The organism is Microvirga lotononidis, assembly GCF_034627025.1.
In the GTDB taxonomy this organism is placed as follows: Bacteria; Pseudomonadota; Alphaproteobacteria; order Rhizobiales; family Beijerinckiaceae; genus Microvirga; species Microvirga lotononidis.
The window spans coordinates 1,018,357-1,043,292 of record NZ_CP141048.1; the positions used below are offsets into that span (position 1 = coordinate 1,018,357).

The window sequence follows — 24,936 nt, forward strand, 5'->3', positions numbered from 1 at the left end:
CGGGTCTCCGGAACAAGTCCAGGGCGGTGGTGACGTCAGAGGAACTGACAGCGCATTGCCGGCCAAACACTCAGGATGAGGTTGAGGATAGGACGGAACGATTTGTGAAGACTGCGCTGCGCGGTCTTTTCAAGTCCCGCGTGGCTTGGCCCGCCGTGTCGGCGGTGCCGTGAGCGGGTCTTCCGGCCAGGGATGCTTGGGGTACTGCCCGCGCATGTCGGCCCGCACGGCCGCCCAGGAGCCGCGCCAGAAGCCCGGCAGGTCGCGGGTGATCTGGATCGGGCGGTGGGCCGGAGAGAGCAGGTGCAGGATGAGCGGCGCGCGTCCCGCCGCGATGGTGGGATGCTTGTCGAGCCCGAACAATTCCTGCACGCGCACGGCGAGCACCGGCCCTTCCTCGGCCCCGTAGTCGATCGGGATCTGCGATCCGGTCGGCACCTCGATATGGGTAGGGGCCTCCGCATCGAGGCGTCGCTGCAGGTTCCAAGGCAGAAGGCCGCGCAGGGCTTCGCTCAGCAGGTCGGGGCCGAGGTCGCTGAGGCCGTTTTTCCCGACGAGATGCGGTGCGAGCCATTCTTCGGCCGTGCGGTCGAGGGTCTCGTCCGACAGGTCCGGCCATTCTTCGCCTTCGGCCTTGCGTAGAAACATCACGCGTTCGCGCCATTGGGCCAGCGCCTTCGACCAGGGCAAGGCATCGAGGCCTATTGAGACGAGCCCCTCCGCAAGCGCCCGCGCCGCCTCCTCGGTGGCCGGGACCTTCAAAGGGCGCTCGTTGAGAAGCAGGGCCCCGAGGCGCCTGACGCCCCGCGCCCGCAGGGCCCTGGCCTGTCGGTCGAAGGCGACTTCGTCGCGCTGCTCGATCGTCGCGCCGAACAGGCTCTCGATCGCTTCCGGCGCGATCGCGGCCGCCGCCAGAATGCGCGCGGAGGCGGCTCCGCCGGCGATCTCTGCGATGGCGAGATAAGGCTCCCTGGCCAGCCGCTCATGCGCTTCGAGCACGGCGCCGCGCCCGTTCGCCATGAGGTATTCGCCCGTCTTGCCACGCGCCTTCGCGATCCGGTCCGGATAGGCCAACGTCAGCAGCGCGCCGATGGAATGCGGTTCGCCTGACCCGGAACCGTTGCCCCCCTTGGCCCAGGCTTCCGCCATGCGCCGCATGTCCTGCGCCCGGCCCGACCGGTCCCGGCGGAAGCGCTCGACGCGCTCCGCCAGATCCACCGCATCGCCCCCCAGTCCGCGCTCCACGAGAACGGCCGCGATCTCCGCAGCCTCGCGCGCCTGTCCGGTCTCGCCCGCGGTCATGACCATCCTCGCCAGACGCGGCGGCAGGGGCAGATCGCGCAGGCGGCGTCCCGTCTCCGTGATGCGTCCCTGCGCATCGAGAGCCCCGAGCTGCTGCAGCAATGCTCTCGCCTCCTTCAAGGCGGGCGCAGGAGGCGGGTCGAGGAAAGCCAGCGACATGGGATCCGTGACGCCCCAGGCGGCGCAATCGAGCAACAACGGCGCCAGATCCGCCGACAGGATCTCCGGGCGCGCGAACGGCTCGAGCGCTCCCGTGGCGGCTTCCTCCCAGAGGCGGTAGCAGACGCCGGGCTCGGTGCGCCCCGCACGTCCCCGGCGCTGGTCGGCGGCGGCGCGAGAGACACGCACGGTTTCGAGGCGCGTGAGCCCGATATTCGGCTCGTAGACCGGCACGCGCGCAAGGCCCGAATCGATGACGACGCGGACGCCCTCGATGGTGAGCGACGTCTCGGCGATAGAGGTGGCGAGCACCACCTTGCGGCGGCCGGGTTTAGCGGGGCTGACCGCGAGATCCTGCTCGCCCCGCTCCAACGCCCCGTAGAGCGGCGCGATATCGACCGTCGGATCGCTGACGCGCTCGCGCAAAAAGGTCTCGACCCGGCGGATCTCTCCCTGCCCCGGGAGGAAGACCAGGAGGGAGCCGCTCTCCGCCCGCAGGGCCCGCGTCACCGCATCCGTCACCTGCTCCTCGATGCGACGGTTGGGATCGCGCCCGTGATAGCGCGTCTCGACTGGATAGGCGCGGCCCTCCGACTCGACGACGGGCGCATCGCTCAACAGCTTCGCCACTCGGGCGCCATCGAGCGTCGCCGACATGACGAGGAGGCGAAGGTCTTCCCTCAGTCCTCCTTGGGCATCGAGAGCCAGGGCAAGCCCCAGATCCGCGTCGAGGGAGCGCTCGTGGAACTCGTCGAAGAGAACGGCGGCAACGCCATCGAGGGACGGATCGTCCAGGATCATGCGGGCGAAAACACCTTCGGTCACGACCTCGATCCGAGTCCTGCGGCTGATCTTCGAACCCAGGCGGACGCGCAGGCCCACCGTCTCTCCCACGGCCTCGCCGAGCGTCTGCGCCATGCGCGCCGCGGCCGCCCGGGCGGCCAGCCGCCGGGGCTCCAGGACGATGATCTTGCCGCCATCGACCCAGGGCTCGTCGAGCAGCACCAGCGGGACCCGCGTGGTCTTGCCCGCCCCGGGCGGAGCGACGAGCACCGCATTGGGACGTGCGCGCAGGGCAGCCGTCAGCTCGCCGAGAACGGCATCGATGGGAAGGGAGGTGTCGAAAACACGCATGCCGCCTGATGGCTCAAGCGGACCTGAAGGGCAAGTGTGATCGCTTGTCATTCGCCGGTCATGGCTCGCCGTGAGGACACCGTCCACGTCATCATCGGCACAAGGCCGGCGAATGACCGGAATGGAATGTCACACCGGAAAGCCGTACCGGCGCAGTTCCGCCGCCAAGTCGATGGGCTCGACACAATGGATGGCGTGCATGCCGACATTGCGGGCACCTTCCACATTGGCCTTGGAATCGTCGATGAACACGCAATCCTCGGCTCTCAGCCCGTAGCGGTCCAGGAGTAGGTGATAGATCGCCGGATCGGGCTTCAGCAGGCGCTCGTCGCCGGACACGATGATGCCGTCGAACCCCGACAGGAACGGGAAACGCTGCTGCGCCAGGACGAATTTGGGGCCGGAGAAATTCGTGATGCAGTAGTTCGGCACGCCCGCCTCCCGCAGGCGCTGCAGGAGGGCCACATGGTCGTCGAAGGCACCCGAGACGGTCTCGTCCCAGCGCTCGTGGAACGCGCGGATCTGCGCTTCATGCGTCGGATGATCCTTCACGAGAAGAGCCACGGCCTCGTCCCAGTCGCGGCCCCGGTCCTGCTCCACGTTCCAGTCATGGGTGCAGACATGGGCGAGGAACCATTCCATCTGCTCCTCGTCGTCGAAGATCCGACGGTAGAGATTGCGGGGATCCCAGCGCAGCAGGACGTTGCCGATATCGAACACGACGGTTTGAGGCTGCCCCATGGTCAGAAACGCTTCCCTTTAATTCCGTTCGCCCATGTTTATCCGCCCCGCGGCACGCGCACCACTCCCAAGATTGGCGGACAGCCTTCGAATTTAGAGGGAGCAGACCGGAGCCCGGGCCGAACCTGAAGCTTGACCGGATCAACGTCGCCGCTCGGGCGTTTCCACCCCACTTGCTCGATGCGCGGAGGCGGGATGGCCGGGTTTCTGAAGTCGCAGACAGGTTTGAACTGGCGCGCCGCCGCGCTCCTGGGTCTGATCTCGAGCACCTTCTCGACTCTCGTCAGCCAATTCCTCGCCGCCAGGATCGGGCGCGACGCGGTTGTGGACTGGATGGTGGTGGCGACGATTCCCTTGCGCGACGGCATGCTCCAGAGCGAGCCGTCCTGGTCGTCCATAGCGGCCGGCATCCTCTTCCATCAATGGGCCGACTTCTCGTGGGCCCTCGTGTTCTTCGGGCTGTTCGGGCGCTGGACCGCCGACCTGAAGCCGCAAACCCTTCTCCTGATCGCCCTGCCCTGGGCTCTGTTCACCTCGGCGCTCGAATGGTTCTCCCTGGTGCCGCTCATCCCCTTCTGGCAGCCGATCTTCACCCTGAACCAGCCCTACTGGATCGGCTTCCTGGTTCACGCCCTCTCGGCCATGATGTATCCGCTCTTTCCTTGGCTGCGCGACTGGCTGAGAGGGCGCCTCCCCTCGCGGCACGGACGCTTCACCGCCGTATGGAGCGGGTTATCCGCCGTCACTCTTCTGGCGCTCGGCTTCGTCGCCCTTCTGGGCTGGCAGAACCGGGAACTGCCCTGGATGGGAGAGAACCCGGCCTTCGATCAGAGCTATATGCGCCGCATGGCGGCTCATCATGCGCAAGGCGTCGAGCTTGCGCGGCTCGCCGTCGAGAAGGCGCAGGATCCCTATCTCAAGAATCTCGCTCATCTCATGGCGGCCGATCAGAAAGGCGAGATCGCCATCTTCCAGCAATGGTGGCGCAGCTGGTTCGCCGGGGGTCTGCCGCCAGCCTCTCCCGAGGAGCATGCGTCCATGCCGGGCATGCTCTCGCCAGCGCAGATGGACAGCCTGCGCGGCGCGAACGGCAATGCCTTCGATCCGCTCTTCATCAGCCTCATGACGACCCATCACCAGGGTGCGATCCTCATGGCCGACAGAGCCCTGCGCGGTGCTAGCGACCTCCGTCTCCGGCTCATGGCCCATGCCACGCGCCATGCCCAGCGGGGCGAGATCGAGCTGATGCATGGCAGCCAAGGCTTCGCGGCGGTGAAATCCGCCACCCTGTCCCTCCTCCTGCCCGCAGGAGAAGCCCGCGCCGACCAACGGGGAGCGGCTCCCTCAATGCACGCGCATTGAGGGAGCCGTCAAGTGAGGTTCAGCCGCCGATATTGTAGGCCGCAAGCGCCGCCATGTTGACGATGTCGCTGTCGGTCGCGCCCAGCGAGACGATCTGCACCGGCTTGTCGAGGCCCACGACAAGCGGACCCAGAACCATCGCGCCGCCGAGTTCCTGCAGCATCTTGGTCGAGATGGACGCCGAGTGGAACGCCGGCATGACGAGCACGTTCGCCGGACCGGTGAGGCGGCAGAACGGGTATTGCGCCATCACGTCCCGGTTGAGCGCCACGTCGGCCGACATCTCGCCGTCATATTCGAAATCGACGCGCATGCCGTCGAGGATCTCAACGGCTTCCTGGATCTTCTCCGCGCGCTCCGCCTTCGGATGGCCGAAGGTCGAGAACGACAGGAGCGCCACGCGCGGCTCGTAGCCGAGACGGCGCGCGACGCCGGCGGACTCGATGGCGATTTCGGCGAGCTCCTGAGCGCTCGGCATCTCGTGGATGGCCGTGTCCGCAACGAGAACCGTGCGTCCGCGCGCGAGGCAGAGCGAGATGCCGATGACGCGATGCCCGGGCTTCGCATCGATCACATGGCGCACGTCGGCGAGCGCCGTCGAATAGTTGCGCGTCGCGCCCGTCACCATGGCATCCGCGTCGCCCAGGGCCACCATGGAAGCGGCGAAGTGGTTGCGGTCCTGGTTGATCATGCGCTGGCAGTCGCGGAACAGGTAACCCTTGCGCTGCAGGCGCTCATAGAGGAACTGCGCATAGGTCGCGTTGCGATGCGACAAACGCGCATTGTGGATCTCGATCCCCTCGCGGCCTTCGAGCTCGATACCGGCCTGCGTGGCAGTTTCCTGGATGCGGTCCTCGCGGCCGACGAGAATGGCCTTGCCGAGGCCCTGGTTGACGAAGGACAGGGCGGCCCGGATCACCTGCTCCTCCTCGCCCTCCGCGAAGACCACGCGCTTCGGGAACTTGCGCACCCGCTCGAAGATGCGGTTGAGCGTGCCGGCCACCGGATCGCGCCGGGCCGAGAGCTGCGCCTTGTAGGAGCGCATGTCGACGATGGGACGGCGCGCGACGCCGGTCTCCATGGCGGCCTTCGCCACCGCCATGGGAATCGTATGGATCAGGCGCGGATCGAACGGCACGGGGATGATGTATTCGCGCCCGAAGCGCGGACGCGATCCCTGATAGGCGGCCGCGACCTCGTCCGGCACGTCCTCGCGGGCGAGTTCCGCCAGCGCCTGGGCGGCGGCGATCTTCATCTCCATGTTGATCGTGGTCGCCTGGACGTCGAGCGCGCCGCGGAAGATGTACGGGAAGCCGAGGACGTTGTTGACCTGGTTCGGATAATCCGAGCGGCCGGTGGCGATGATCACGTCGTCACGGATGCGCGCCACCTCCTCGGGGGTGATCTCCGGATCGGGATTGGCCATGGCGAAGATGATCGGATTGGGCGCCATGGAGCGGATCATCTCATCCGTGAACGCGCCCTTGGCCGACAGGCCGAACACCGCATCGGCGCCGTTCAGGGCATCCGCCAGAGTGCGGGCATCCGTCTCGGCCGCGTGGGCCGATTTCCACTGGTTCATGCCCTCGGTGCGCCCCTTGTAGATCACGCCCTTGGTGTCGCAGAGGATGACGTTGTTGGGCGCGAAGCCCATGGCCTTCAGGAGTTCCGTGCAGGCGATGCCGGCGGCACCGGCGCCGTTCACCACGAGCTTGGTCTTCGCCATGTCGCGGTCGGTCAGGTGGAGCGCATTGATGAGCCCCGCCGCCGCGATGATCGCCGTTCCGTGCTGGTCGTCGTGGAAGACGGGAATGTCCATCAACTCTCGCAAACGCTCCTCGATGATGAAGCATTCCGGCGCCTTGATGTCTTCCAGGTTGATGCCGCCGAAGGAGGGGCCGAGGTAGCGCACGCAGTTGATGAACGCATCCGCATCCTCGGTGTCGACCTCCAGATCGATGGAATCCACGTCGGCGAAGCGCTTGAAGAGCACCGACTTGCCCTCCATCACGGGCTTCGAGGCGAGTGCGCCGAGATTGCCGAGACCGAGGATGGCGGTTCCGTTCGAGATCACCGCCACCATGTTTGAGCGGGTCGTGTAGTCGAAGGCGAGGGACGGGTTTTCCGCAATCGCCAGCACCGGCACCGCGACGCCCGGCGAATAGGCCAGCGACAGGTCCCGCTGGGTCGCCATGGGCTTGGTCGGAACGACTTCGAGCTTGCCGGGTCTTCCCTGAGCGTGGAATTGCAGCGCCTCCTGATCGGTGAAGGTGGGGCGTTTGCGGCGGATCGGGCGCTGATCGTCGGTCATGGGATATGGTTTCTTTTAAGGGTGGGCGTTTCCAAAAAGGGGATGCGACCTTAAGGCATAGGGGGTGTCTTTCTCAAGACTTGTCCACATCCGCCCTTTGGACCCTATGACACGGATGAAAGGGCAGGCCAGCTTTGCTAAACAGACCGGATGTCGTCCCAAGCCGCCTATCAATCCTCCGAGACCGCCCCGTCGAACGCCGCGCCCGCACCCGCGCAGGACAGCCGGGTCACGCCCATGATGGCCCAGTATATCGAGATCAAGGCGGCCAATCCGGACAGCCTGCTGTTCTACCGGATGGGCGACTTCTACGAATTGTTCTTCGAGGATGCCGAGATCGCCAGCCAGTCGCTCGGCATCGTGCTGACCAAGCGCGGCAAGCACCAGGGGCAGGACATCCCCATGTGTGGCGTGCCCGTGGAGCGGGCCGACGACTATCTCCAGCGCCTCATCGGCCTCGGGCACCGGGTCGCCGTCTGCGAGCAGACCGAGGATCCGGCGGAGGCGAAGAAGCGCGGCTCCAAATCCGTCGTGCGCCGCGACGTGGTGCGCCTCGTCACCCCTGGGACGATCACCGAGGAGCGCCTGCTGGAACCCGGCCGGGCGAATTACCTGCTGGCCATCGCGCGACGCCGCGCGTCCGACACCCAATGGTGCTACGGGTTGGCCGCCGTGGACATTTCCACAGGTCATTTCGTCTTGAGCGAGACGGACGGCACCGGCCTTTCCGCCGAAATCGCCCGCTTCGAGCCGCGCGAAATCCTGGTCCCCGACGTGATCCACGACGATCCGGACCTCCGGAGCTTCTGGCAGGAGACCCGCGCATCCATCACGCCCCTGTCCCGCGAGGGCCTCGATCCGGCCTCGGCCGAACGGCGGCTTAAGGATTATTTCGGGGTTGCGACCCTCGATTCCTTCGGCGCCTTCAGCCCCGCCGAGATCACGGCGGCGGGCAGCGCGCTGTTCTACATCGAGAAGACGCAGATCGACAGCCGCCCGGCGCTCAACCCGCCTTCCCGGGACACGTCGGGCGCGGCGCTCGCCATCGATGCGGCCACCCGGGCCAATCTGGAACTGACACGGACCCTGTCCGGAGAGCGGGCGGGCAGCCTTCTCGCCACCATCGACTGCACGGTGACGCCGGGCGGTGCGCGGCTCCTCGCCGAGCGGCTCGCCGGCCCCCTCACCCATCCCGACCGGATCCGCGACCGGCAGGATGCCGTTACGACCCTCGTCGGGAACAACGACCTGCGCGATCGCCTGCGGCGCATCCTCAAGCGTTCGCCCGACCTGGCCCGCGCCATCTCGCGCCTGAGCCTGGGACGCGGCGGGCCACGGGATCTGGCCTGCGTGCGCGACGGCCTGTTCGCGGCCCGCGAACTCGGGCTCGAACTGGCGATTGCGCCCGATCTGCCGAAGGAGCTGCTGGCGGCCGCGCAGGTGCTTCAGGGCCTGCGGACCGATGTGGCGGACCGGCTTGCCGCGGCGCTTGCCGACGAGTTGCCACTGCTCAAGCGCGATGGCGGCTTCGTCCGCCAGGGCTTCGATTCCAATCTCGACGAGTTGCGCGAGCTGCAGCAGGATTCCCGCCGCTTCATTGCCGCCCTTCAGGCGCGCTACGCCACCGAGACCGGCTGCCGGACCTTACGCGTCAAGCACAACCACATGATCGGCTATTTCGTGGAAGTGCCGCAGAACGTGGGCGAGGACCTTCTCAAGGAGCCATGGAAGGACACCTTCGTCCATCGCCAGACCATGGCGGGCGCCATGCGCTTTTCGACGATGGAACTGGGCGAGCTCGAATCGAAGATCGCGTCCGCGGCCGATCGGGCCCTGAAGATCGAACTCGCCCTGTTCGACGAGATGGTGCAGACGCTCCTCGCCCTTTCAGCCGACGTGGCGGCCGCCGCCGAAGCCATTGCCGTCATCGACGTGACCGCCTCCCTGGCCGATCTCGCCATGCGCCTCGACTGGACCCGTCCCGTGGTCGACGCGAGCCTCGCCTTCGCCGTCAAGGGCGGCCGTCATCCGGTGGTCGAGGCGGCGCTGAAGCGCGATGGCGTTCCCTTCATCGCCAACGACTCGAACCTCTCAGGCAAGGACGCAGGCCACATCCTGCTGATCACTGGCCCGAACATGGGCGGTAAATCCACCTATCTGCGCCAGAACGCACTGATCGTGGTGCTCGCCCAGATGGGATCCTACGTGCCCGCGAGAGAAGCTCATATCGGAATCGTCGACCGGCTCTTCTCCCGCGTTGGCGCCGCCGACGATCTGGCGCGCGGCCGCTCGACTTTCATGGTCGAAATGGTGGAGACCGCCGCCATCCTCAACCAAGCCACCGCCCGCTCGCTTGTCATCCTCGACGAGATCGGCCGGGGCACCGCCACCTTCGACGGGCTCTCCATCGCCTGGGCGGCCATCGAGCACCTGCACGAGGCTAATCGCTGCCGCGCGCTGTTCGCTACCCATTTCCATGAGCTGACTGCGCTCGCCGAACGGATGAAGCGGATTTCCAACGCGACCCTGAAGGTCACCGAATGGAACAGCGAGGTGGTGTTCCTGCACGAAGTCGTGCCCGGAGCCGCCGACCGCTCCTACGGCTTGCAGGTGGCACGTCTTGCAGGCCTGCCCGGCCCCGTCGTCGAGCGGGCGAAGACGATCCTGAGCGAGCTGGAAAAGTCCGATCGCGAAGCGCCCAAGCGCGCGCTCGTCGACGATCTGCCGCTCTTCGCCGTTCCGTTCCGGGCCGAGCCCGCTGCGACGCCGCAGCGAGACGCCTTGCGGGAGGCGCTAGACGCCCTGGATCCAGACGCGATGACGCCCCGGGAGGCGCTCGATGCGCTCTACCGGCTCAAGGCGCAGCGATAGGAAGAAGCCTTAGGAAATCTGAGAGCTACGCTCCCGGAGAGCGGCGCCGAAAGGGACGAAGGTCACCGTTCGGGCCTCGTCGGGCTCGCGGAGTTGCCCGACCATGACATAGCTCAGGGCTTCGCGGACGCCGCGCTCTGTATAGGGCTTGGCGATGACGCCCCAGGCGCCGGCGAAATCTTCGGGGATGCGCTTGGCGTTCGCCGTCATGAACAGCACTGTGACCCGATGGTTCGCCGAGAGGCTGCGCGCGACATCGACGCCGGTCGGCCCGTCGGCCAGGTGAACATCGACGAATGCGAGGTCCGGCCGGAGCTTCTGGCCGAGGGACAGAGCCTCCTCGGAGGACGCGGCCATCCCGACGACTTCATGTCCCAGATCCTGCAGAAGGCTTTCAAGCTCGAGAGCGATCAGGATTTCATCCTCGACAATGAGGATGCGCAACGGCTTCTCGCTACTCAAACTTCATCTCCTGCGCATCGACGGGCATCACGATTTCAGCACGTGTACCTGGCTTCTGATCGCGCCAAGTCAACTGCCCCTTCAACTGTTGGACCAACATCGTGATCAAGGTTTTCCCAAAACTTCCCTCGGCCGGGGGAGCATGATCGAGGCCGACGCCATTGTCCGCGACGGCGATTTTCAGGCCGTTTTCCGTCCGTCCGATCTCGATTGTCAATCGACCCCGGCGGCCATTTGGGAAAGCATGCTTAACGGCGTTGCCGATAAGTTCGTTCATGAGAAGCGCGAGCGCGGTCGCCTTGGGGGCTGGGACGCCGAGCGGCTGGATGTCGAGGTCGAGGTCGACCTGTCCCTTCGGCAAAGTCGTGACCAGCTCTCCGGCCAGCTCCGCGGTGAATTCCTTCAGGTTGAACCGGCCTCCGTCCCCTGCCGCGGAGAGGAGCCGGTGGGCGGCCGAGAGTGCGCTGACCCGTTCGGCAGTTTCCTGCAGGACCCTCCTCGCCTCCGGATCCCGCAGGCGGCGGGCCTTCAGGAGGACCAGGGAGGCGGTCATCTGGAGCGTGTTCTTGATCCGATGCTCGACCTCGTGGAGCAGCGAAGTTTTTCGGTCGAGGGCGGCTTGGAGATCCCTGGTCCGGCGCTCCACCTGCTCCTCCAAGTGCCGGCTCTGGTCGGTATCCTCCCGGTCTGAACGGTGCGCCGGGCCGATCTCGGTCAGCGCGAGAGCGACCCATCGGAGATGGCCTGCCTCGTCATGGACGGGCGAGAGGGCCAGCGAGCACCTGAACGCGGAGCCGTTCTTCCGACGTCCGAGAAACTCGGTTTCGAATGGCTCTCCGGCATGAAGGGCGACATCGACGGCGTTCAAGTCATCCCGGCCCGATCCCGGCATGTGGAGGAGATGCCAGTTCCGGCCCGATACCTCCTCCTGAGAATATCCCGTGAGATCGAGAAGAGCCTGGTTGACGAAAGCGACAGGCGCATGAACCTGATGCGGATCCACCATCACAATCGGCATGCGCAAGGATTGGAACGCAGCCCTGAAAGGAGCATCCCGGAGGTCAGCCGCTCGGTCTGAAGGGGATATGTGGGTTTCTGCCAACATTACGACTTGAGAACGCCGCGTAGGATCTCACGGCGGCGCCGTGCCGGCTCGTTCAAATAGAAAAACCGCTCCATGCCAGGAACTGCCCCGTCGATGATAGAACCCTTGTGCTCCCGCGAGTTTTCCGAAATCCGGCTCGCGACATAGTGGGACTCAACGCGACGACGACGGCAGGGTTCCGCTTTTGCATCAACAAGTCGCGCCGCCGCTGCGGAGCAGAATTCGAAACACTATCGCATTTCGAACCGCCGCGCTAACATCACTCCGTCAAGGAGGTCCAGGGATGGTTACGCGCGTTTCCACCGTCGCGTTCGAGGGAATCGAGGCGCGTGCCGTCGATGTGCAGGTCCAGATCACGCCCGGCTCCGTTGTCTTCATGATCGTCGGCCTGCCGGACAAGGCCGTGGCGGAATCCCGCGAGCGGGTCCGCTCCGCCCTGATCGCCTCAGGCCTCGCCCTGCCGGCGAAACGGATCACGGTCAATCTTGCGCCAGCCGACCTGCCGAAGGAAGGCAGCCATTACGATCTCCCCATCGCGCTCGGCGTCATGGCCGCCATCGGGGCCATTCCGGGCGATGCCTTAAACGGATTTACCGTGCTGGGCGAGCTGGCCCTCGACGGCTCCATCACGGCGGTGGCCGGCGCCCTGCCGGCCGCCATGGCGGCTTATGAGCGCGAGCACGGACTGATCTGCCCCGAGGCCTGCGGGTCGGAGGCGGCCTGGGCCGGCAGCGACATCGAGATTCTGGCACCACGCTCCCTGATCCAGCTCGCGAACCATTTCAAGGGCACGCAGGTGATGGCACGGCCCGAACCGGCTCTCATGCCGACCTCGGGCAACCTGCCGGATCTGCGCGACATCAAGGGACAGGAAAGCGCTAAGCGGACGCTGGAGATCGCCGCGGCCGGATCGCACAACCTGCTGATGAACGGCCCCCCTGGGGCCGGCAAGTCGATGCTCGCGCAGCGCCTCCCCTCCATCCTGCCCCCGCTTTCGCCGCGGGAGTTGCTGGAGGTCTCGATGGTCCAATCGGTTGCCGGACTCCTGGCCGACGGCGCCTTGTCCGACCGCCGTCCGTTCCGGGCGCCGCACCATTCGGCCTCCATGGCGGCGCTCGTAGGCGGCGGCCTCAATGCCCGTCCGGGTGAGGCATCGCTCGCCCACCATGGAGTGCTCTTCCTCGACGAGCTGCCGGAGTTTCAGCCGCAGGTGCTCGATTCGCTGCGCCAGCCGTTGGAAGCCGGCGAGATCCTGATCGCCCGGGCCAATCACCGCGTGACGTACCCGGCGCGGTTTCAACTCGTCGCCGCCATGAATCCCTGCCGTTGCGGGCAAGCCGCCGAGCCGGGCTATGTCTGTCGTCGCCAGCCCAACGAGCGCTGCATCGCGCAGTATCAGGCGCGGCTCTCGGGCCCTCTCCTCGACCGCATCGATCTCGCCATCGACGTTCCGGCGGTCACAGCCGCCGACCTGATCCTGCCACCGCCTGTGGAAGGGTCGGCCGAGGTCGCGGCCCGCGTCGCCCGCGCCCGGGAGCGGCAGGCCAAACGCTACGCGGCCCTGAACCTCAACGGCGTCACCACCAATGCGGCCTGCCCGCCCGCACTTCTGGAAGAGATCGCCCAACCCGACCCGGAGGGCTTGTCCCTCATCCGCGATGCCGCCCAGACCATGCGCCTGTCGGCGCGCGGTTTCCATCGCGTGCTGAAGGTGGGTCGCACCCTCGCCGACCTCGACGGGGAGGATCGCGTGCGGCGCATCCATGTGGCCGAAGCCTTGTCCTACCGCGCCCATGCAGACCGTCGCCCGGCGGCCACCTGAGGATACGATCGATCGCTCACGGCCTTTTTCCGGAATCCAGTGCCGATCTCGATATTTTCCAGGGGGACATTTATGTTTTCTGTCACAAAACAGTTTCGAATGGGTTTTATGTCATGACGGAAGCCGGCCATGGCCAAGCTTGGGCCTGAACCGGAGGCACGATCCCGTGAGGCAGCGATGAATCTTTCCCCGTCGAAGGAGACGGCAGCTTTTCCGGCCATTTCGGGGCTTCGCCCCCATGGCTTGACCAAGCTCATTCCCGGCACCGACAGGATCGTCCGCGATTACGGCAGCCTCGACCCCGTGCTGGGTCGCATCGGTTCGCTGGAGGTGCGTCTCGCCACGACGACGCGGGAAATCCGAAAGGCCCAGCGCCTGCGCTTCAAGGTTTTCTACGAGGAAATGTCGGCTTCTCCCAACGGAGCCGCGCTGATTTCTCGCCGGGACGTGGATGCCTACGATGCCCTTTGCGACCATCTCCTCGTGATCGACCACGCCGTGAAGCCGAAACCCTTCCGCTCCGCCAAGCCGAAAGTGGTGGGCACCTACCGCCTGCTTCGCCAGGACGTCGCCAACCGCCACGGCGGTTTCTACACCAGGGGTGAATACGACATCGCGCCCCTGCTCAAGGCCCATCCTGGCCTGCGTTTCCTCGAACTCGGCCGCTCCTGCGTTCTCGAACCCTATCGCAACAAGCGCACGGTCGAACTGCTCTGGCACGGCATCTGGGCATATGTCCTCCATCACCGCATCGACGTGATGATGGGCTGCGCCAGCCTCGAGGGCACCGAGCCGCAGGATCTGGCGCTTCCCTTGAGCTTCCTGCACCATTATGCCGCCGCGCCTGCTCAATGGCAGGCCCGTGCGTTGCCGGAGCGTTTCACGGCGATGGACATCCTGCCCAAGGAGGCCATCGACCCCAAGGCGGCGCTCCATGCCCTGCCGCCTCTGATCAAGGGCTATCTGCGCCTGGGCGCGACTTTCGGCACGGGAGCGGTGATCGACCGGCAGTTCGGCACCACGGACGTGCTCGTCGTCCTGCCCGTCTCGGCCATCAACCCGCGCTACATCGACCATTTCGGCCCAACGGCGAACCGGCACGCGGCGTGAGCATCTGACGCGGAATGATGAAGCCCTCAAGGCCAGCGTCGATTAGGCCACCGCCCTAGCCGCTGTCATTCCCCGCCGCCATTCCTCGCGTACATCCGGATCGTCCTCGCGCTTCAACCGCTCTTCGGCGTGACGGGCCAAAGCCTCCGGCGGAAGCAGGCGAGCAAGGGCCCAGACCGCCATTGCCCGCACGAGCGGCGAGGCATCGTCGAGGAGGCGCAGGGCTTCGTCGGCTAGGGCGGCATCCCGTGAATTGCCAATGGCGATGAGCACGTTGCGGATGAAGCGGTCGCGTCCGGTCCGCTTGACTGGCGTTCCGGCGAACCGGACGCGAAAGCTCGGATCGTCGAGCCGCGCCAGCTCCGCCAGCGGCAGCGCTGCGAGATCGTTCCGCTGCACCAACCGCGCCTCGCGCCCCGCCTGGGCGAACTTGTTCCACGGGCAGACGGCGAGGCAATCGTCGCAGCCGAAGATCCGGTTGCCGATGCCAGGGCGAAGCTCCGCCGGGATATGTCCCTTGTGCTCGATGGTGAGATACGAGATGCAGCGCCGCGCATCGAGCTGGTAGGGCGCGGGAAAGGCGTTCGTCGGGCAGATGTCCAGGCAGCGGCGGCATGAGCCGCAATGGTCCCGCTCCGGCGCGTCGGGCGGAAGCTCCGCCGTGGTGAAGATCGCGCCCAGGAAAAGCCAGTCGCCGAACTCGCGCGAGACCACGACCGTGTGCTTGCCCTGCCAACCGAGGCCTGCCGCTTCCGCGAGCGGCTTCTCCATGACGGGGGCCGTATCGACGAAGACCTTCACGTCCGACGAGGCCTTGGAAGCGAGAAACCCTGCCGCCTCCTTGAGCTTGCCCTTGATCACGTCGTGATAGTCTCGGTTGCGGGCATAGACCGAGATGTAGCCGCGATCCGTCCGCGCCAGCTCCGCCAACGGGTTCCCGGAGGGAGCATAGTTCAGCCCGAGCAGGATGATACTGCGCACCTCGGGCCAGAGGGTTCTCGGATCCGCACGGCGCTCGGCGGTTTCCGCCATCCATTCCATGGAGCCGTGATGGCCGGCCTCGAGCCAAGCCTTGAGCCGCTCCGGCGCCAGCGGGATCGAATCCGGCGTGGCGATGCGGATCGTGTCGAAGCCGAGCGCCCTCGCGCGCTCGACGAACGCCGCCTTGAGAGCGTTGCCGTCTAGAAATCCAGGTCGTCGTAATGTCCCGCCGGCGCCATCCCCGGCACCCGGTCCGCGAGGAGCGCGCGAAAGGACGGCCGGGACTTGATCCTGGCGTACCAATGCTTCGCTGTTTCGTCCTCGTCCCATGGCACGTCGCCGAGATAATCCACCACCGACAGATGGGCCGCCGCCGCCAGATCCGCATAGGTCATCTGGTCGCCGGCCAGCCAATTCCGCGCGGAAATCAGAAAACCGATGTATTTGAGATGGTATCGCACATTGGTCTGGGCTGCGCGAATCGCGCCCATGTCCGGCGGACCGCCCCCCAGCTCGATGGGCATGAACCGCTTATAGATCTTTTCTGTGGCAAGGTAATCCGAGACCTCGCCGTGGAACTTGACCAGGAACCAGTCGAGCAGGCGGCGGACCTCGATCCTCTGCTCCAGGTCCCGGGGCAGGAAACGCCTGTCCCGCAGGTCCTCTCCCCGTGTCTCGTCGAGATACTCCGCAAGGCTTAATGGGCCTGCGACGGCAAGTCCGTTATCGTCGATCAGGAGCGGCAGATTTCCGGCCGGGTTGATTTCCAGAAAGGGAATGCGCCGATCCCACGGCTTCTCCTCGATCATATCCGGCTCAAGGCCGAGCTCCGCGAAAATGAGACGCGCGAACCGCGACTGCGGGCAAAACGGATAAGAATGCAGGATGGCCATGAATCTATGAGTGACGCGAAACAGGCGGCGAGAATAAGGCCGTGCTTCGTTAAGGGTTGGTAAGGAATATTGGTGAATCTCATGTCCGTGATGCAAAAGGGCTACGCCGGCGGCGCAAACCTTGCTTGACAGACACGACGTACTCCCGCATCTGGCGCCGTTTTCAGGATTTTCAACGATGTCGCAAATCATCGAGGCGCTCTTTCTCGGCCTCATCGAAGGTCTGACGGAATTCCTTCCCGTCTCCTCCACCGGCCACCTGCTCCTCGTGGGCCATTTCCTCGGCTTCGAGTCCACGGGCAAGACCTTCGAGGTCCTGATCCAGCTCGGCGCGATCCTGGCGATCCTGTCCGTCTACTTCAACAAGCTCTGGTCCATCGCCAAGGCCCTGCCGTACGATCCGATGGCGCGCCATTTCGTCATCGGTGTCCTCGTGGCCTTCCTGCCGGCCGCCGTGATCGGGGCCCTGCTCCACGGCTTCATCAAGGACGTGCTGTTCGATCCCTGGATCGTCTGCATGACCCTCATCGTAGGCGGCTTCGTGCTCATGGCGATCGACCGCATGCCGCTCGAGGCGACCAAGACCGACGCGACCCGCTTCCCCCTGTCAATGTATTTCAAGATCGGCCTCATCCAATGCGCCGCCATGGTGCCTGGCGTCTCCCGCTCGGGCGCCACCATCGTGGGCGCCATGCTGATGGGCGCTTCGAAGCGCGCCGCGGCCGAATTCTCGTTCTTCCTCGCCATGCCGACCATGGCCGGCGCCTTCGCCTACGACCTGCTGAAGAACTACAAGTTCCTCTCCGCCAACGACGCCGTGCTCATCGGGGCAGGCTTCGTGTCCGCCTTCGTGGCGGCGCTCGTCGTGGTGAAGCTGTTCCTGGACTATGTGTCCCGCCACGGCTTCACCCCTTTCGCCTATTGGCGCATCATCGTGGGCGCCGCGGGCCTCGCCGCCCTGATCGTCTACGGCTGATCGATGCCGTCGCGCGACGAGGCGCTCGCGATCACGCTGTCCATCGCGGCCGCCCTCATGGCGGTGCTTCTCGCCGTGATCGCGGGTGCGGGCATCGGCCCGCAGCCTGCGACCGAAGGCGGTCCTCCGGGCGGACCTGCCTGCGCCGAGTGGACCGATGGATGTGTCGTGTGTCGCCGCACGCCCGATGGACTTGCCTGCTCGACGCCGGGCATCGCCTGCGTGCCGGCTGCGCCCCGATGCCTCAGGCCCACGGGCGTTCCGATCTAGAATTTGTCGGACGCATCTTTTCGCGCAAAGCCGGTTCTCACTTTCGCGTTCGACGCTCTACGGAATCGTCTTGTCCGGATAGCGGCACAGGTCGTTGATCGGACAGCGCCAGCATTCGGGGCGGCGAGCCTTGCAGATGTAGCGGCCGTGCAGGATCAGCCAGTGATGGGCGTGCAGCCGGTACTCGTCCGGAATGAGGGCCTCGAGCGCGACCTGCGTGTCCAAGGGCGTTTTGGTGATGGCCAGCGGAATCCGGTTGGTAACGCGGAAGATATGCGTGTCGACCGCGATGCGCGGATCCTTGAAGGCGATGTTGACCACGACGCTCGCGGTCTTGCGCCCGACGCCCGGCAGGGTTTCCAGCACCTCGACGGAATTCGGCACGTCGCCACCGAACTCGTCCACGAGGCGCCTCGCAGCCGCGATGACGTTCTTGGCTTTCGTGTTGTAGAAGTTGAGCGTCCTGATGTGCCCGCGCAGGCCCTCCTCGCCGAGAGCGAGCATTTTCTGCGGCGTGTCGGCGACGGGAAAGAGGTTTCTCGTCGCCTTGTTGACGCCGACATCGGTCGATTGCGCCGAGAGCGCCACGGCGACCAGCAGCGTATAGGGATTGGTGTAGTCGAGCTCGCCCTTGGGCTCCGGGTTGGCCGCGTGCAGGCGCCGGAAGACCTCGACCATCGTCGCCCGGTCGACGGGCTTCGGGGTGCGCTTGCGAAGCGCCTTCCCGACCGCCTTCGCCGGAACGGCCGGCTTCGATTTCGAGCTCGAATTTGCCTTGGCGATACGTCGGGGGGATGGCTTCAGATCGGACATTTCTGCGTTATACTTGAGGCATGGCAAGCGGCAAGGCATCCTATGGCGAGATCGACCGGTTCGAGCGGCCGGTGTTCTCGGCCGTGATCCGTCCGCACCGGTCCCTGAGCCCGCAGGGCTTCAGGACCCTGATGGTGCTGGTCTGCCTCACCTCGATCGTGGCGAGCCTGCCCTTCGTGATCATGGGGTTCTGGCCGGTGGCCGGCTTCTTCGGTCTCGATTTCCTGGGCCTCTACATCGCCTTCCGGGTCAGCTACCGCCAGGGCCAGGCCTTCGAGCTTCTGGAGCTGACGCCGATCCGGCTTCTGTTCCGCAAGGTGAGCCCCTGCGGCGACGTGAAGGATTGGCAGTTCAACCCGCTCTGGACCCGCATCGACCGCGAAATCGACGATGAGTACGGCATGCAGCACCTCTCGTTGAACTTCCGCAACGTGCATGTGGAAATCGCGCGCGACCTGTCTCCGCCGGAGCGGGAGACCCTGGCCGATGCCCTCGGACGGGCCCTGGCGGATGTGAAACGGGGTCATTGAGCAAAAAATTCCAGCCGTTTGGGGCCCGCAGCTTGCGCTGCGAGCCTTTCAGGAGATCGAGGGTGGCGCGACGGGCCGTCCGGCTCGCTGTGTTAAGTTAGCTAGAAGAACCCGACGGCTCCTCGCGCACGGTTCTTTTAGGCGTTTCGACTTGGACCAGCGCAGGGCTGCCAAGGGCCTCCTGCCGCCGGCTGCGTGACCGGCGGACAGGACCGTGCCGGATCCCACACCGTGCGACGCCTCGCGAAGCGCGCCCCTCGTCGGATCAGGCTGTGCAACGATATAGCCAAGGTCCACGCCCCTGTCAAGAACAAAGTGAGAACATAACGTTGCTCTCGGAGCCTTGCCGTCATGGCCGGGCCTGTCCCGGCCATGACGTGAGCAAGCGCCATCCCCTCTCCCGAGGGGGATGCCGGGAGACAATTGCTGTCACGTCATCCGAGCGAGCCGCTGGCGGCCGGAAAGGCGGCGGTACTGGCGGCGCAGCCAGATCCAGCTGCCGGTGACCAGGAGGCCCAGGAGCGCGACCGACGTGACGAGATTCAGGATGGCGAGGGTGAAGCCGCCCCAGCTGCCCTCATGGATGAGACGCGGCCAGCTGCGGGGCATGGGAACGGCTCCCTGCCGGTTGAGGGCGTAAGTTCGCATTTCCCCGTCTTCGGCCACGCGGGCCACGAGGCCGCGGCCGAGGGGCCGGATCCAGCTCAGGGACGACAGGTCGTGTTCGACCGCGAGCACGCGCACCGCCTCCCGCAGGGGCAGAGGCGGGCCGGAGGCGGCGGAGGACGCTGGAGCGGGCGCGAAGGAGATACCGAACGCCAGGAGAAGGCCCGTCAGCGGGCTGAGGACGACGAGCGGCAGCAGAAACCAGCCCACGCCCTTATGCCAGCCGGGCAGCGTATTGCGCAGCCTCGGCCAACCCATGAGAATTCCCAGGGAGGCGAGCGCGAGCATGGCGATCGTCGAGGCGATCACCAGCCACCCGCCCCGCAGGAGCAGGTGCTCGTGGATCTGACGCGCCGTTTCGAAAACGTCGGGGGACGACCTTGCCGCAAGGTTCACGGGTTCACCGGTCGCGAGATCGATCGCCACGCCGCCGCCGGGCCGCACCCCGGTGATCGTCAGCGTGTTCTCCTCCGGGCGCAGGACGAGAGCGCGCGCCGTGCCCTGCGGGTCGTACCGCTGGAGCAGTTCTTCGACCGTTTCCGCCGAGACGGAGCCCGACTTGATGGCGCTCTCCTCCACGATGGGCTCGAAGGAAAGGATTAACCCGGACACGATGACGGCCAGCAGCGGCAGGGCGAAAGTCAGGGCCACCCACCGATGCAGTCGCAGCAACAGAGCCTTGCTCATGGGCGGGTCCAACTCCGAGCACAAGGTGAGCCTCATGATCGTGCCGGCCGGGCAGGACCTCAAGTTAAGATCCCGTAATGTGCTGCGCCGGATCCGCCCAGGACGACCAGGAGCAGGGCGAAGCTTGAGCCTCTTATGCCCGCCCTCGGGCGCTTTTGGCCGTCTTCACGCGGTGCTCGATGAAGTTGCGGATCTCGCGGGTGCGGCGCTGCGGATCGAGGACCTCCGCGTCGACGCCGTGACGCCAGGCCAGATCGAAGCGGGCCGGATCCTTGTCGAGGGTGCTCAGGTCCTGCGCATAGGCCATGGCGTCCTCGGCGGTCCGGCAGAAGCCTTCCTTCACGAGGATCTCGGTCCGGCGGCCCAGGATGACGGCAAGTTCGCCCAAGGAGAATTCCGGGTGATACTGCACGCCCCAGAACACGCCTCCGTCCTGGCGGATCTCGGCGGCCTGGACGGGAGACACGGCGTTGAAGGCCAGCACCGTGCAGTCGCCAGGCAGGGCCGTCACCATGTCGAGATGGATGGCGGGCGCGTCATACGCTGCGGGCCGCCCCTCGAGCAGAGGGTGGCTCCGCCCCTGGTCGGTGGCTGTCAGCTTGCGGGCCAGCCCCACCTCGCGCCCGAGAGGGTTGGGCCGTACGTCCCCGTCCGCCGCGACGGCCGCCACCTGCAGGCCCCAGCAGGAGCCGAAGGACGGGGTTCCGGACGCATAGACCGCCCGCATCAGGTCGATCTGGCTCAGGATGTCGGGGGTGCGGTCGTAGATGTTGAGATGCGACCCGGTCAGCACGATGCCGTCGTAGGATTGGAGCCCGGCCGCATCCGGCAGGTTCGCTCCCGGATCCGCCGGGAAGGCGATGTCGCAGACGGTCTCGCCCACGATGCCCTGAATCACCGCCGCATACGATTCCGACGGCATGAGTCCATAGGCTTCCTTGTGGGCCTGCCTTGCGCCCCGCGTATTGCCCTCGACCACCAGAAACCTTAAGCCCATGCGTGTCACCCGCTTTCTTTCGTGCCGGTTTAGCCGAACGGCACACCGCCGCAAGCGTCATAAGGTCCACCCTCCGATGAAATTTCTGCAAACGCTGCGGCAGGGGCTCTGGGGGCAGTCCTATCTGCTTTTGGTCCTCACCACGCTCATGTGGGCCGGCAACGGCATCGCCGGCCGGCTCGCCATCGGCGAAGTCTCGCCCATGGTGCTGACCTGCCTGCGCTGGGTGGTCGTGGTGGCGATCCTCATGCCGCTCGTGGGGCGGCAGCTCGTAGCCGAGCGGAAGACGTTCAGGGAGCGATGGCTCTACACTCTCGTCATGGGCGTCTCCGGCTTCACCGCGTTCAACGCGCTCTTCTATGCCGCCGCCCACCACACCAGCGCGGTCAACCTCACCATCTTCCAGGGTTCGATCCCGGTCTTCGTGCTCATCGGCATGATCGCCGTCTTCCGCGCCCGGGTGATTCCGCTCCAGATCATTGGCATGATCGTCACGCTGGTCGGCGTGATCACGGTCTCGGTCAAAGCCGACTGGGAGATCCTGAAGACGCTGGCGATCAATATCGGCGACGTGTGGATGCTGATCGCGTGCGTATTCTATTCGGTCTACACGCTGGGCCTGCGTTATCGCCCGGCGATGCCCGGCCTCGTGTTCTTCGCCGCCATGGCCCTCGTGGCCTTCGGCAGCTCCCTGCCCCTGGTCGGCGTGGAGATGCTCCAGGGGACCGCGCAGTTTCCCACGCCCAAGGGCTGGCTCATCCTGCTCTATGTGGCGCTCCTGCCCTCGCTGCTCTCGCAGATCTTCTTCATCCGCGGCGTGGAGCTGATCGGCCCGACCCGGGCCGGGCTTTTCGTCAACCTGGTGCCGGTGTTCGGCGCGCTGCTCGCCGTGGTCCTGCTCGGCGAGCCCTTCGCCCTCTACCACGCGATCGGACTGGCCCTCGTGCTCGGCGGCATCTGGCTGGCGGAGCGGCGGCGGTAAGCGAAGGGCCACGACAAGGATACTGCCCTCCCCGTCATGCCCGCACTTGTTGCGGGCATCCGCGCCTTTGCCGCCGTTCAAGACGTGCATGGCCGGGACAAGCCCGGCCATGACGACAAAGGGTTTTCAGAAGGCCGCTAATCCGCGAACACCACTGTCTTGCGGCCGTTGAGGAGAATGCGGTCCTCCAGGTGGTAGCGCACGGCGCGGGCCAGCACGCGACGTTCGATGTCGCGGCCCTTGCGCACGAGATCCTCCGCCGAGTCGCGATGCGTGATCGGCTCCACGTCCTGCGCGATGATCGGACCCTCGTCGAGATCGGACGTCACGTAATGCGCGGTCGCGCCGATCAGTTTCACGCCGCGGGCATGGGCCTGGTGATAGGGCTTCGCGCCCTTGAAGCTGGGAAGGAACGAGTGGTGGATGTTGATGCAGCGGCCCGCGAGCTTCGCCGCGAGACCGTCCGACAGCACCTGCATGTAGCGCGCGAGCACCACGAGATCGGCCTTGGAGTCGCGAATGATCTCCCAGACCTGCGCCTCCTGTTCGAGCTTGGTGTCCTTGGTGACGGGAAGGCAGTGGAACGGCACGTCGCCCAGATCCACGTGGCTGTAGGTTTCGGCCGGATGGTTGGCGATCACGCCGACAGGCTCGAAGTCGAGCTCGCCGATGCGCCAGCGATAGAGCAGGTCCGCCAGGCAATGGTCGAATTTCGAGACCAGCAGCATGACGCGTTGTTTGCGCCCCTGATCGCTCATCGTCCACGTCATGCCGAGGCGTTCGGCGAGCGGCATGAAGCCGCTTCTCAGCGCTTCGATGTCGCTCTCGCCCGTCACGGGATTGAACACGACACGCATGAAGAAGCGATCCGTCTGCGTGTCGTCGTATTGCTGCGCGTCGAGAATGTTGAGGCCCGCCTCCGACAGATGCCCCGCCACGGCCGCCACGATGCCCGGACGATTCGCGCAGGCGAGAGTCAGGACGAAGCGTTGTGAGGGAATCGGCGCCATGATGCGTTCCTCTTCGTTCCTGCGCGTCTTAGAACCGCACCGCGCGGGCGCGCTTGACCTGCGGGATCTCCTCGATCTTGCGCAGGAGTTCGTCCGACACGGGCTCGTCCACCGACACGAAGCAGATGGCATCGCCGCCGGGCTTGTCGCGGCCGAGCGCGAAGGTCGCGACGTTCACGCCGGATTCCCCGAGCAAGGTGCCGAAGCGTCCGATGAAGCCGGGCTTGTCGTCGTTGCGCACGTAGATCATGTTCGGCGCGAACTCGGCATCGACCATGATGTCGCGGATCTCGGTCACGCGCGGCTTGCCGTCCTGGAACACGGTGCCGCCCGCGTGGCGCGCCATGTCCTCCGCGTCGACGATGATGCGGATGAAGCTCTCGTAATCGCGCGCCACGCTCTCGCGCTTGACCTCTTCCACCGTGATGCCGCGCTCGCGCGCGACGATGGGCGCCGACACCATGTTGATGTCCTGCAGGAAGGGCCGCAGCACGCCCGTGACCGCCGCGGAGGTGAGCGCGCGGGTGTTCATCTCCGCGACGGCGCCCTCGTATTCGATGCGGATGCCCTTGATAGGCGCTTCCGTGAGCTGACCCAGGAAGGAGCCGAGCTTGTCGGCGAGCGCCACGAACGGCTTCAGGCGCGGCGCCTCCTCGGCGGTGATCGACGGGAAGTTCACGGCGTTCTGGATCGCGCCCTGCAGCAGGTAATCCGACATCTGCTCGGCCACCTGCAGGGCCACGTTCTCCTGCGCTTCCGTCGTCGCCGCGCCGAGATGCGGCGTGCAGACCACGTTGGGATGCCCAAAGAGCGGATTGGAGGTCGCAGGCTCCTCGACGAACACGTCGAAGGCAGCTCCCGCCACATGGCCGGAATCGAGCGCCGCGCGCAGCGCCGCCTCGTCGACGAGACCGCCGCGGGCGCAGTTGACGATGCGCACGCCCTTCTTGGTCCTGGCGATGTTCTCGGCCGAGAGCACGTTCTTCGTCTTCTCGGTCATCGGCACGTGCAGCGTGATGATGTCGGCGCGGCGCAGGAGATCGTCGAGCTCTACCTTCTCCACGCCGATTTCGACCGCGCGCTCCGGCGACAGGAACGGATCGTAGGCGATCACCTTCATGCGCAACCCGATGGCGCGGTCGGCCACGATGGAGCCGATATTGCCGCAGCCGATCACGCCGAGCACTTTGGCCGTGAGTTCGACGCCCATGAAGCGGTTCTTCTCCCACTTGCCGGCCTGCGTGGAGGCATCCGCCTGCGGGATCTGGCGCGCGAGGGCGAACATCATCGCGATGGCGTGCTCGGCCGTGGTGATGGAATTGCCGAAGGGCGTGTTCATGACGATGATGCCCTTCGCCGTGGCGGCGGGGATCTCGACATTGTCGACGCCGATGCCGGCGCGGCCGATCACCTTCAGGTTCTTCGCCTGTTCGAGGATCTTCGCCGTCACCTTGGTGGCGGACCGGATGGCGAGGCCGTCGTAGTCGCCGATGATCTGGCTGAGCTTTTCCTTGTCCTTGCCGAGATCCGGCTGGAAATCGACCTCGATGCCGCGATCCTTGAAGATCTGCACGGCGGCGGGAGAGAGAGCGTCGGAAATGAGAACGCGGGGAGCGGGCATGATGCACCTTATGAAATCCCTCTCCTCTCTGCGGGAGAGGGTGGCTTCGCGGAGCGAGGCCGGGAGAGGGGAAGAACGGGTCTTATGGATGGGCGAGGCAGCCCGTATCGAAAGCCGCCCCTCTCCCGCCC

The 24,936-nt window shown here is 65.9% G+C and carries 20 protein-coding genes; 8 read left to right on the forward strand and 12 right to left on the reverse strand.

What is annotated here, in order from left to right:
• Nucleotides 1-129 precede the first annotated feature (129 nt).
• Together hrpB and U0023_RS04810 are read right to left on the reverse strand one after the other, a co-directional pair.
• Nucleotides 130-2,595: an ATP-dependent helicase HrpB gene (gene hrpB, locus U0023_RS04805; protein ID WP_009763473.1), complete on the reverse strand. Its 2,466-nt coding sequence runs from the start codon at nt 2,593-2,595 to the stop codon at nt 130-132.
• 129 nt (nt 2,596-2,724) lie between these two features.
• A complete protein-coding gene (locus U0023_RS04810) occupies nt 2,725-3,336 on the reverse strand; it encodes an HAD family hydrolase (protein ID WP_009763472.1) in 612 nt (203 codons plus the stop codon).
• Nucleotides 3,337-3,531: 195 nt separating this feature from the next.
• Here U0023_RS04810 and U0023_RS04815 point away from each other — a divergent pair, with 195 nt between their 5' ends.
• Nucleotides 3,532-4,698 (forward strand): DUF305 domain-containing protein, encoded by a 1,167-nt coding sequence (locus U0023_RS04815; RefSeq protein ID WP_009763471.1) that lies wholly within the window; start codon nt 3,532-3,534, stop codon nt 4,696-4,698.
• 19 nt (nt 4,699-4,717) lie between these two features.
• On the opposite strand, the gene U0023_RS04820 is transcribed toward U0023_RS04815, so the two are convergent.
• Entirely contained in the window at nt 4,718-7,009 is a 2,292-nt protein-coding gene (locus tag U0023_RS04820) for an NADP-dependent malic enzyme (protein WP_009763470.1), read from the reverse strand.
• A 150-nt stretch (nt 7,010-7,159) separates the two neighbouring features.
• On the opposite strand from U0023_RS04820, the gene mutS reads away from it, so the two are divergent.
• On the forward strand, nt 7,160-9,880 hold the full coding sequence (gene mutS, locus U0023_RS04825; protein WP_009763469.1) for a DNA mismatch repair protein MutS: 2,721 nt from the start codon (nt 7,160-7,162) through the stop codon (nt 9,878-9,880).
• A 9-nt stretch (nt 9,881-9,889) separates the two neighbouring features.
• On the opposite strand, the gene U0023_RS04830 is transcribed toward mutS, so the two are convergent.
• Entirely contained in the window at nt 9,890-10,342 is a 453-nt protein-coding gene (locus U0023_RS04830; protein ID WP_009763468.1) for a response regulator, read from the reverse strand.
• On the reverse strand, nt 10,335-11,447 hold the full coding sequence (locus U0023_RS04835; RefSeq protein WP_083861438.1) for a sensor histidine kinase: 1,113 nt from the start codon (nt 11,445-11,447) through the stop codon (nt 10,335-10,337). Before U0023_RS04835 ends, U0023_RS04830 begins: the two co-directional genes overlap by 8 nt.
• Nucleotides 11,448-11,730: 283 nt before the next feature.
• On the opposite strand from U0023_RS04835, the gene U0023_RS04840 reads away from it, so the two are divergent.
• Both U0023_RS04840 and U0023_RS04845 read left to right on the forward strand, forming a co-directional pair.
• A complete protein-coding gene (locus U0023_RS04840; protein ID WP_009763466.1) occupies nt 11,731-13,269 on the forward strand; it encodes a YifB family Mg chelatase-like AAA ATPase in 1,539 nt (512 codons plus the stop codon).
• Between the two features lie 177 nt (nt 13,270-13,446).
• Nucleotides 13,447-14,379, forward strand: coding sequence for a GNAT family N-acetyltransferase (locus U0023_RS04845; protein WP_009763465.1), 933 nt, complete (start codon nt 13,447-13,449; stop codon nt 14,377-14,379).
• A gap of 42 nt (nt 14,380-14,421) precedes the next feature.
• Here the strand turns inward: U0023_RS04845 and queG are convergent, their stop codons facing one another.
• Both queG and U0023_RS04855 read right to left on the reverse strand, forming a co-directional pair.
• Nucleotides 14,422-15,663 (reverse strand): tRNA epoxyqueuosine(34) reductase QueG, encoded by a 1,242-nt coding sequence (gene queG, locus U0023_RS04850; RefSeq protein WP_083861437.1) that lies wholly within the window; start codon nt 15,661-15,663, stop codon nt 14,422-14,424.
• Nucleotides 15,561-16,253 carry a glutathione S-transferase family protein gene (locus U0023_RS04855; RefSeq protein ID WP_009763463.1) on the reverse strand — a complete coding sequence of 231 codons (693 nt, stop codon included), beginning with the start codon at nt 16,251-16,253 and terminating at the stop codon, nt 15,561-15,563. The genes queG and U0023_RS04855 overlap by 103 nt, the downstream gene beginning before the upstream one ends.
• 178 nt (nt 16,254-16,431) lie before the next feature.
• Here U0023_RS04855 and U0023_RS04860 point away from each other — a divergent pair, with 178 nt between their 5' ends.
• Both U0023_RS04860 and U0023_RS04865 read left to right on the forward strand, forming a co-directional pair.
• Nucleotides 16,432-17,229: an undecaprenyl-diphosphate phosphatase gene (locus U0023_RS04860; RefSeq protein ID WP_009763462.1), complete on the forward strand. Its 798-nt coding sequence runs from the start codon at nt 16,432-16,434 to the stop codon at nt 17,227-17,229.
• A 3-nt stretch (nt 17,230-17,232) separates the two neighbouring features.
• Nucleotides 17,233-17,499 carry a hypothetical protein gene (locus U0023_RS04865; protein ID WP_009763461.1) on the forward strand — a complete coding sequence of 89 codons (267 nt, stop codon included), beginning with the start codon at nt 17,233-17,235 and terminating at the stop codon, nt 17,497-17,499.
• Nucleotides 17,500-17,556: 57 nt separating this feature from the next.
• Here U0023_RS04865 and nth read toward each other — a convergent pair whose 3' ends face one another.
• Nucleotides 17,557-18,312, reverse strand: a complete 756-nt coding sequence (gene nth, locus U0023_RS04870; RefSeq protein WP_009763460.1) for an endonuclease III — start codon at nt 18,310-18,312, stop codon at nt 17,557-17,559.
• 20 nt (nt 18,313-18,332) lie between these two features.
• Here nth and U0023_RS04875 point away from each other — a divergent pair, with 20 nt between their 5' ends.
• Entirely contained in the window at nt 18,333-18,842 is a 510-nt protein-coding gene (locus U0023_RS04875; protein ID WP_009763459.1) for a DUF2244 domain-containing protein, read from the forward strand.
• Nucleotides 18,843-19,271: 429 nt separating this feature from the next.
• On the opposite strand, the gene U0023_RS04880 is transcribed toward U0023_RS04875, so the two are convergent.
• Both U0023_RS04880 and U0023_RS04885 read right to left on the reverse strand, forming a co-directional pair.
• Nucleotides 19,272-20,195 (reverse strand): PepSY-associated TM helix domain-containing protein, encoded by a 924-nt coding sequence (locus tag U0023_RS04880; RefSeq protein WP_040638691.1) that lies wholly within the window; start codon nt 20,193-20,195, stop codon nt 19,272-19,274.
• A gap of 133 nt (nt 20,196-20,328) precedes the next feature.
• Nucleotides 20,329-21,192 (reverse strand): type 1 glutamine amidotransferase, encoded by an 864-nt coding sequence (locus tag U0023_RS04885; RefSeq protein ID WP_009763457.1) that lies wholly within the window; start codon nt 21,190-21,192, stop codon nt 20,329-20,331.
• Between the two features lie 76 nt (nt 21,193-21,268).
• On the opposite strand from U0023_RS04885, the gene U0023_RS04890 reads away from it, so the two are divergent.
• Nucleotides 21,269-22,174 carry a DMT family transporter gene (locus tag U0023_RS04890; protein ID WP_009763456.1) on the forward strand — a complete coding sequence of 302 codons (906 nt, stop codon included), beginning with the start codon at nt 21,269-21,271 and terminating at the stop codon, nt 22,172-22,174.
• A 137-nt stretch (nt 22,175-22,311) separates the two neighbouring features.
• Here U0023_RS04890 and purU read toward each other — a convergent pair whose 3' ends face one another.
• Both purU and serA read right to left on the reverse strand, forming a co-directional pair.
• Nucleotides 22,312-23,175: a formyltetrahydrofolate deformylase gene (purU, locus tag U0023_RS04895; RefSeq protein WP_052600647.1), complete on the reverse strand. Its 864-nt coding sequence runs from the start codon at nt 23,173-23,175 to the stop codon at nt 22,312-22,314.
• 37 nt (nt 23,176-23,212) lie between these two features.
• The gene (gene serA / locus U0023_RS04900; protein WP_009763454.1) at nt 23,213-24,805 is read right to left on the reverse strand and encodes a phosphoglycerate dehydrogenase; all 1,593 of its coding nucleotides are present in this window, start codon (nt 24,803-24,805) and stop codon (nt 23,213-23,215) included.
• Nucleotides 24,806-24,936 lie beyond the last annotated feature (131 nt).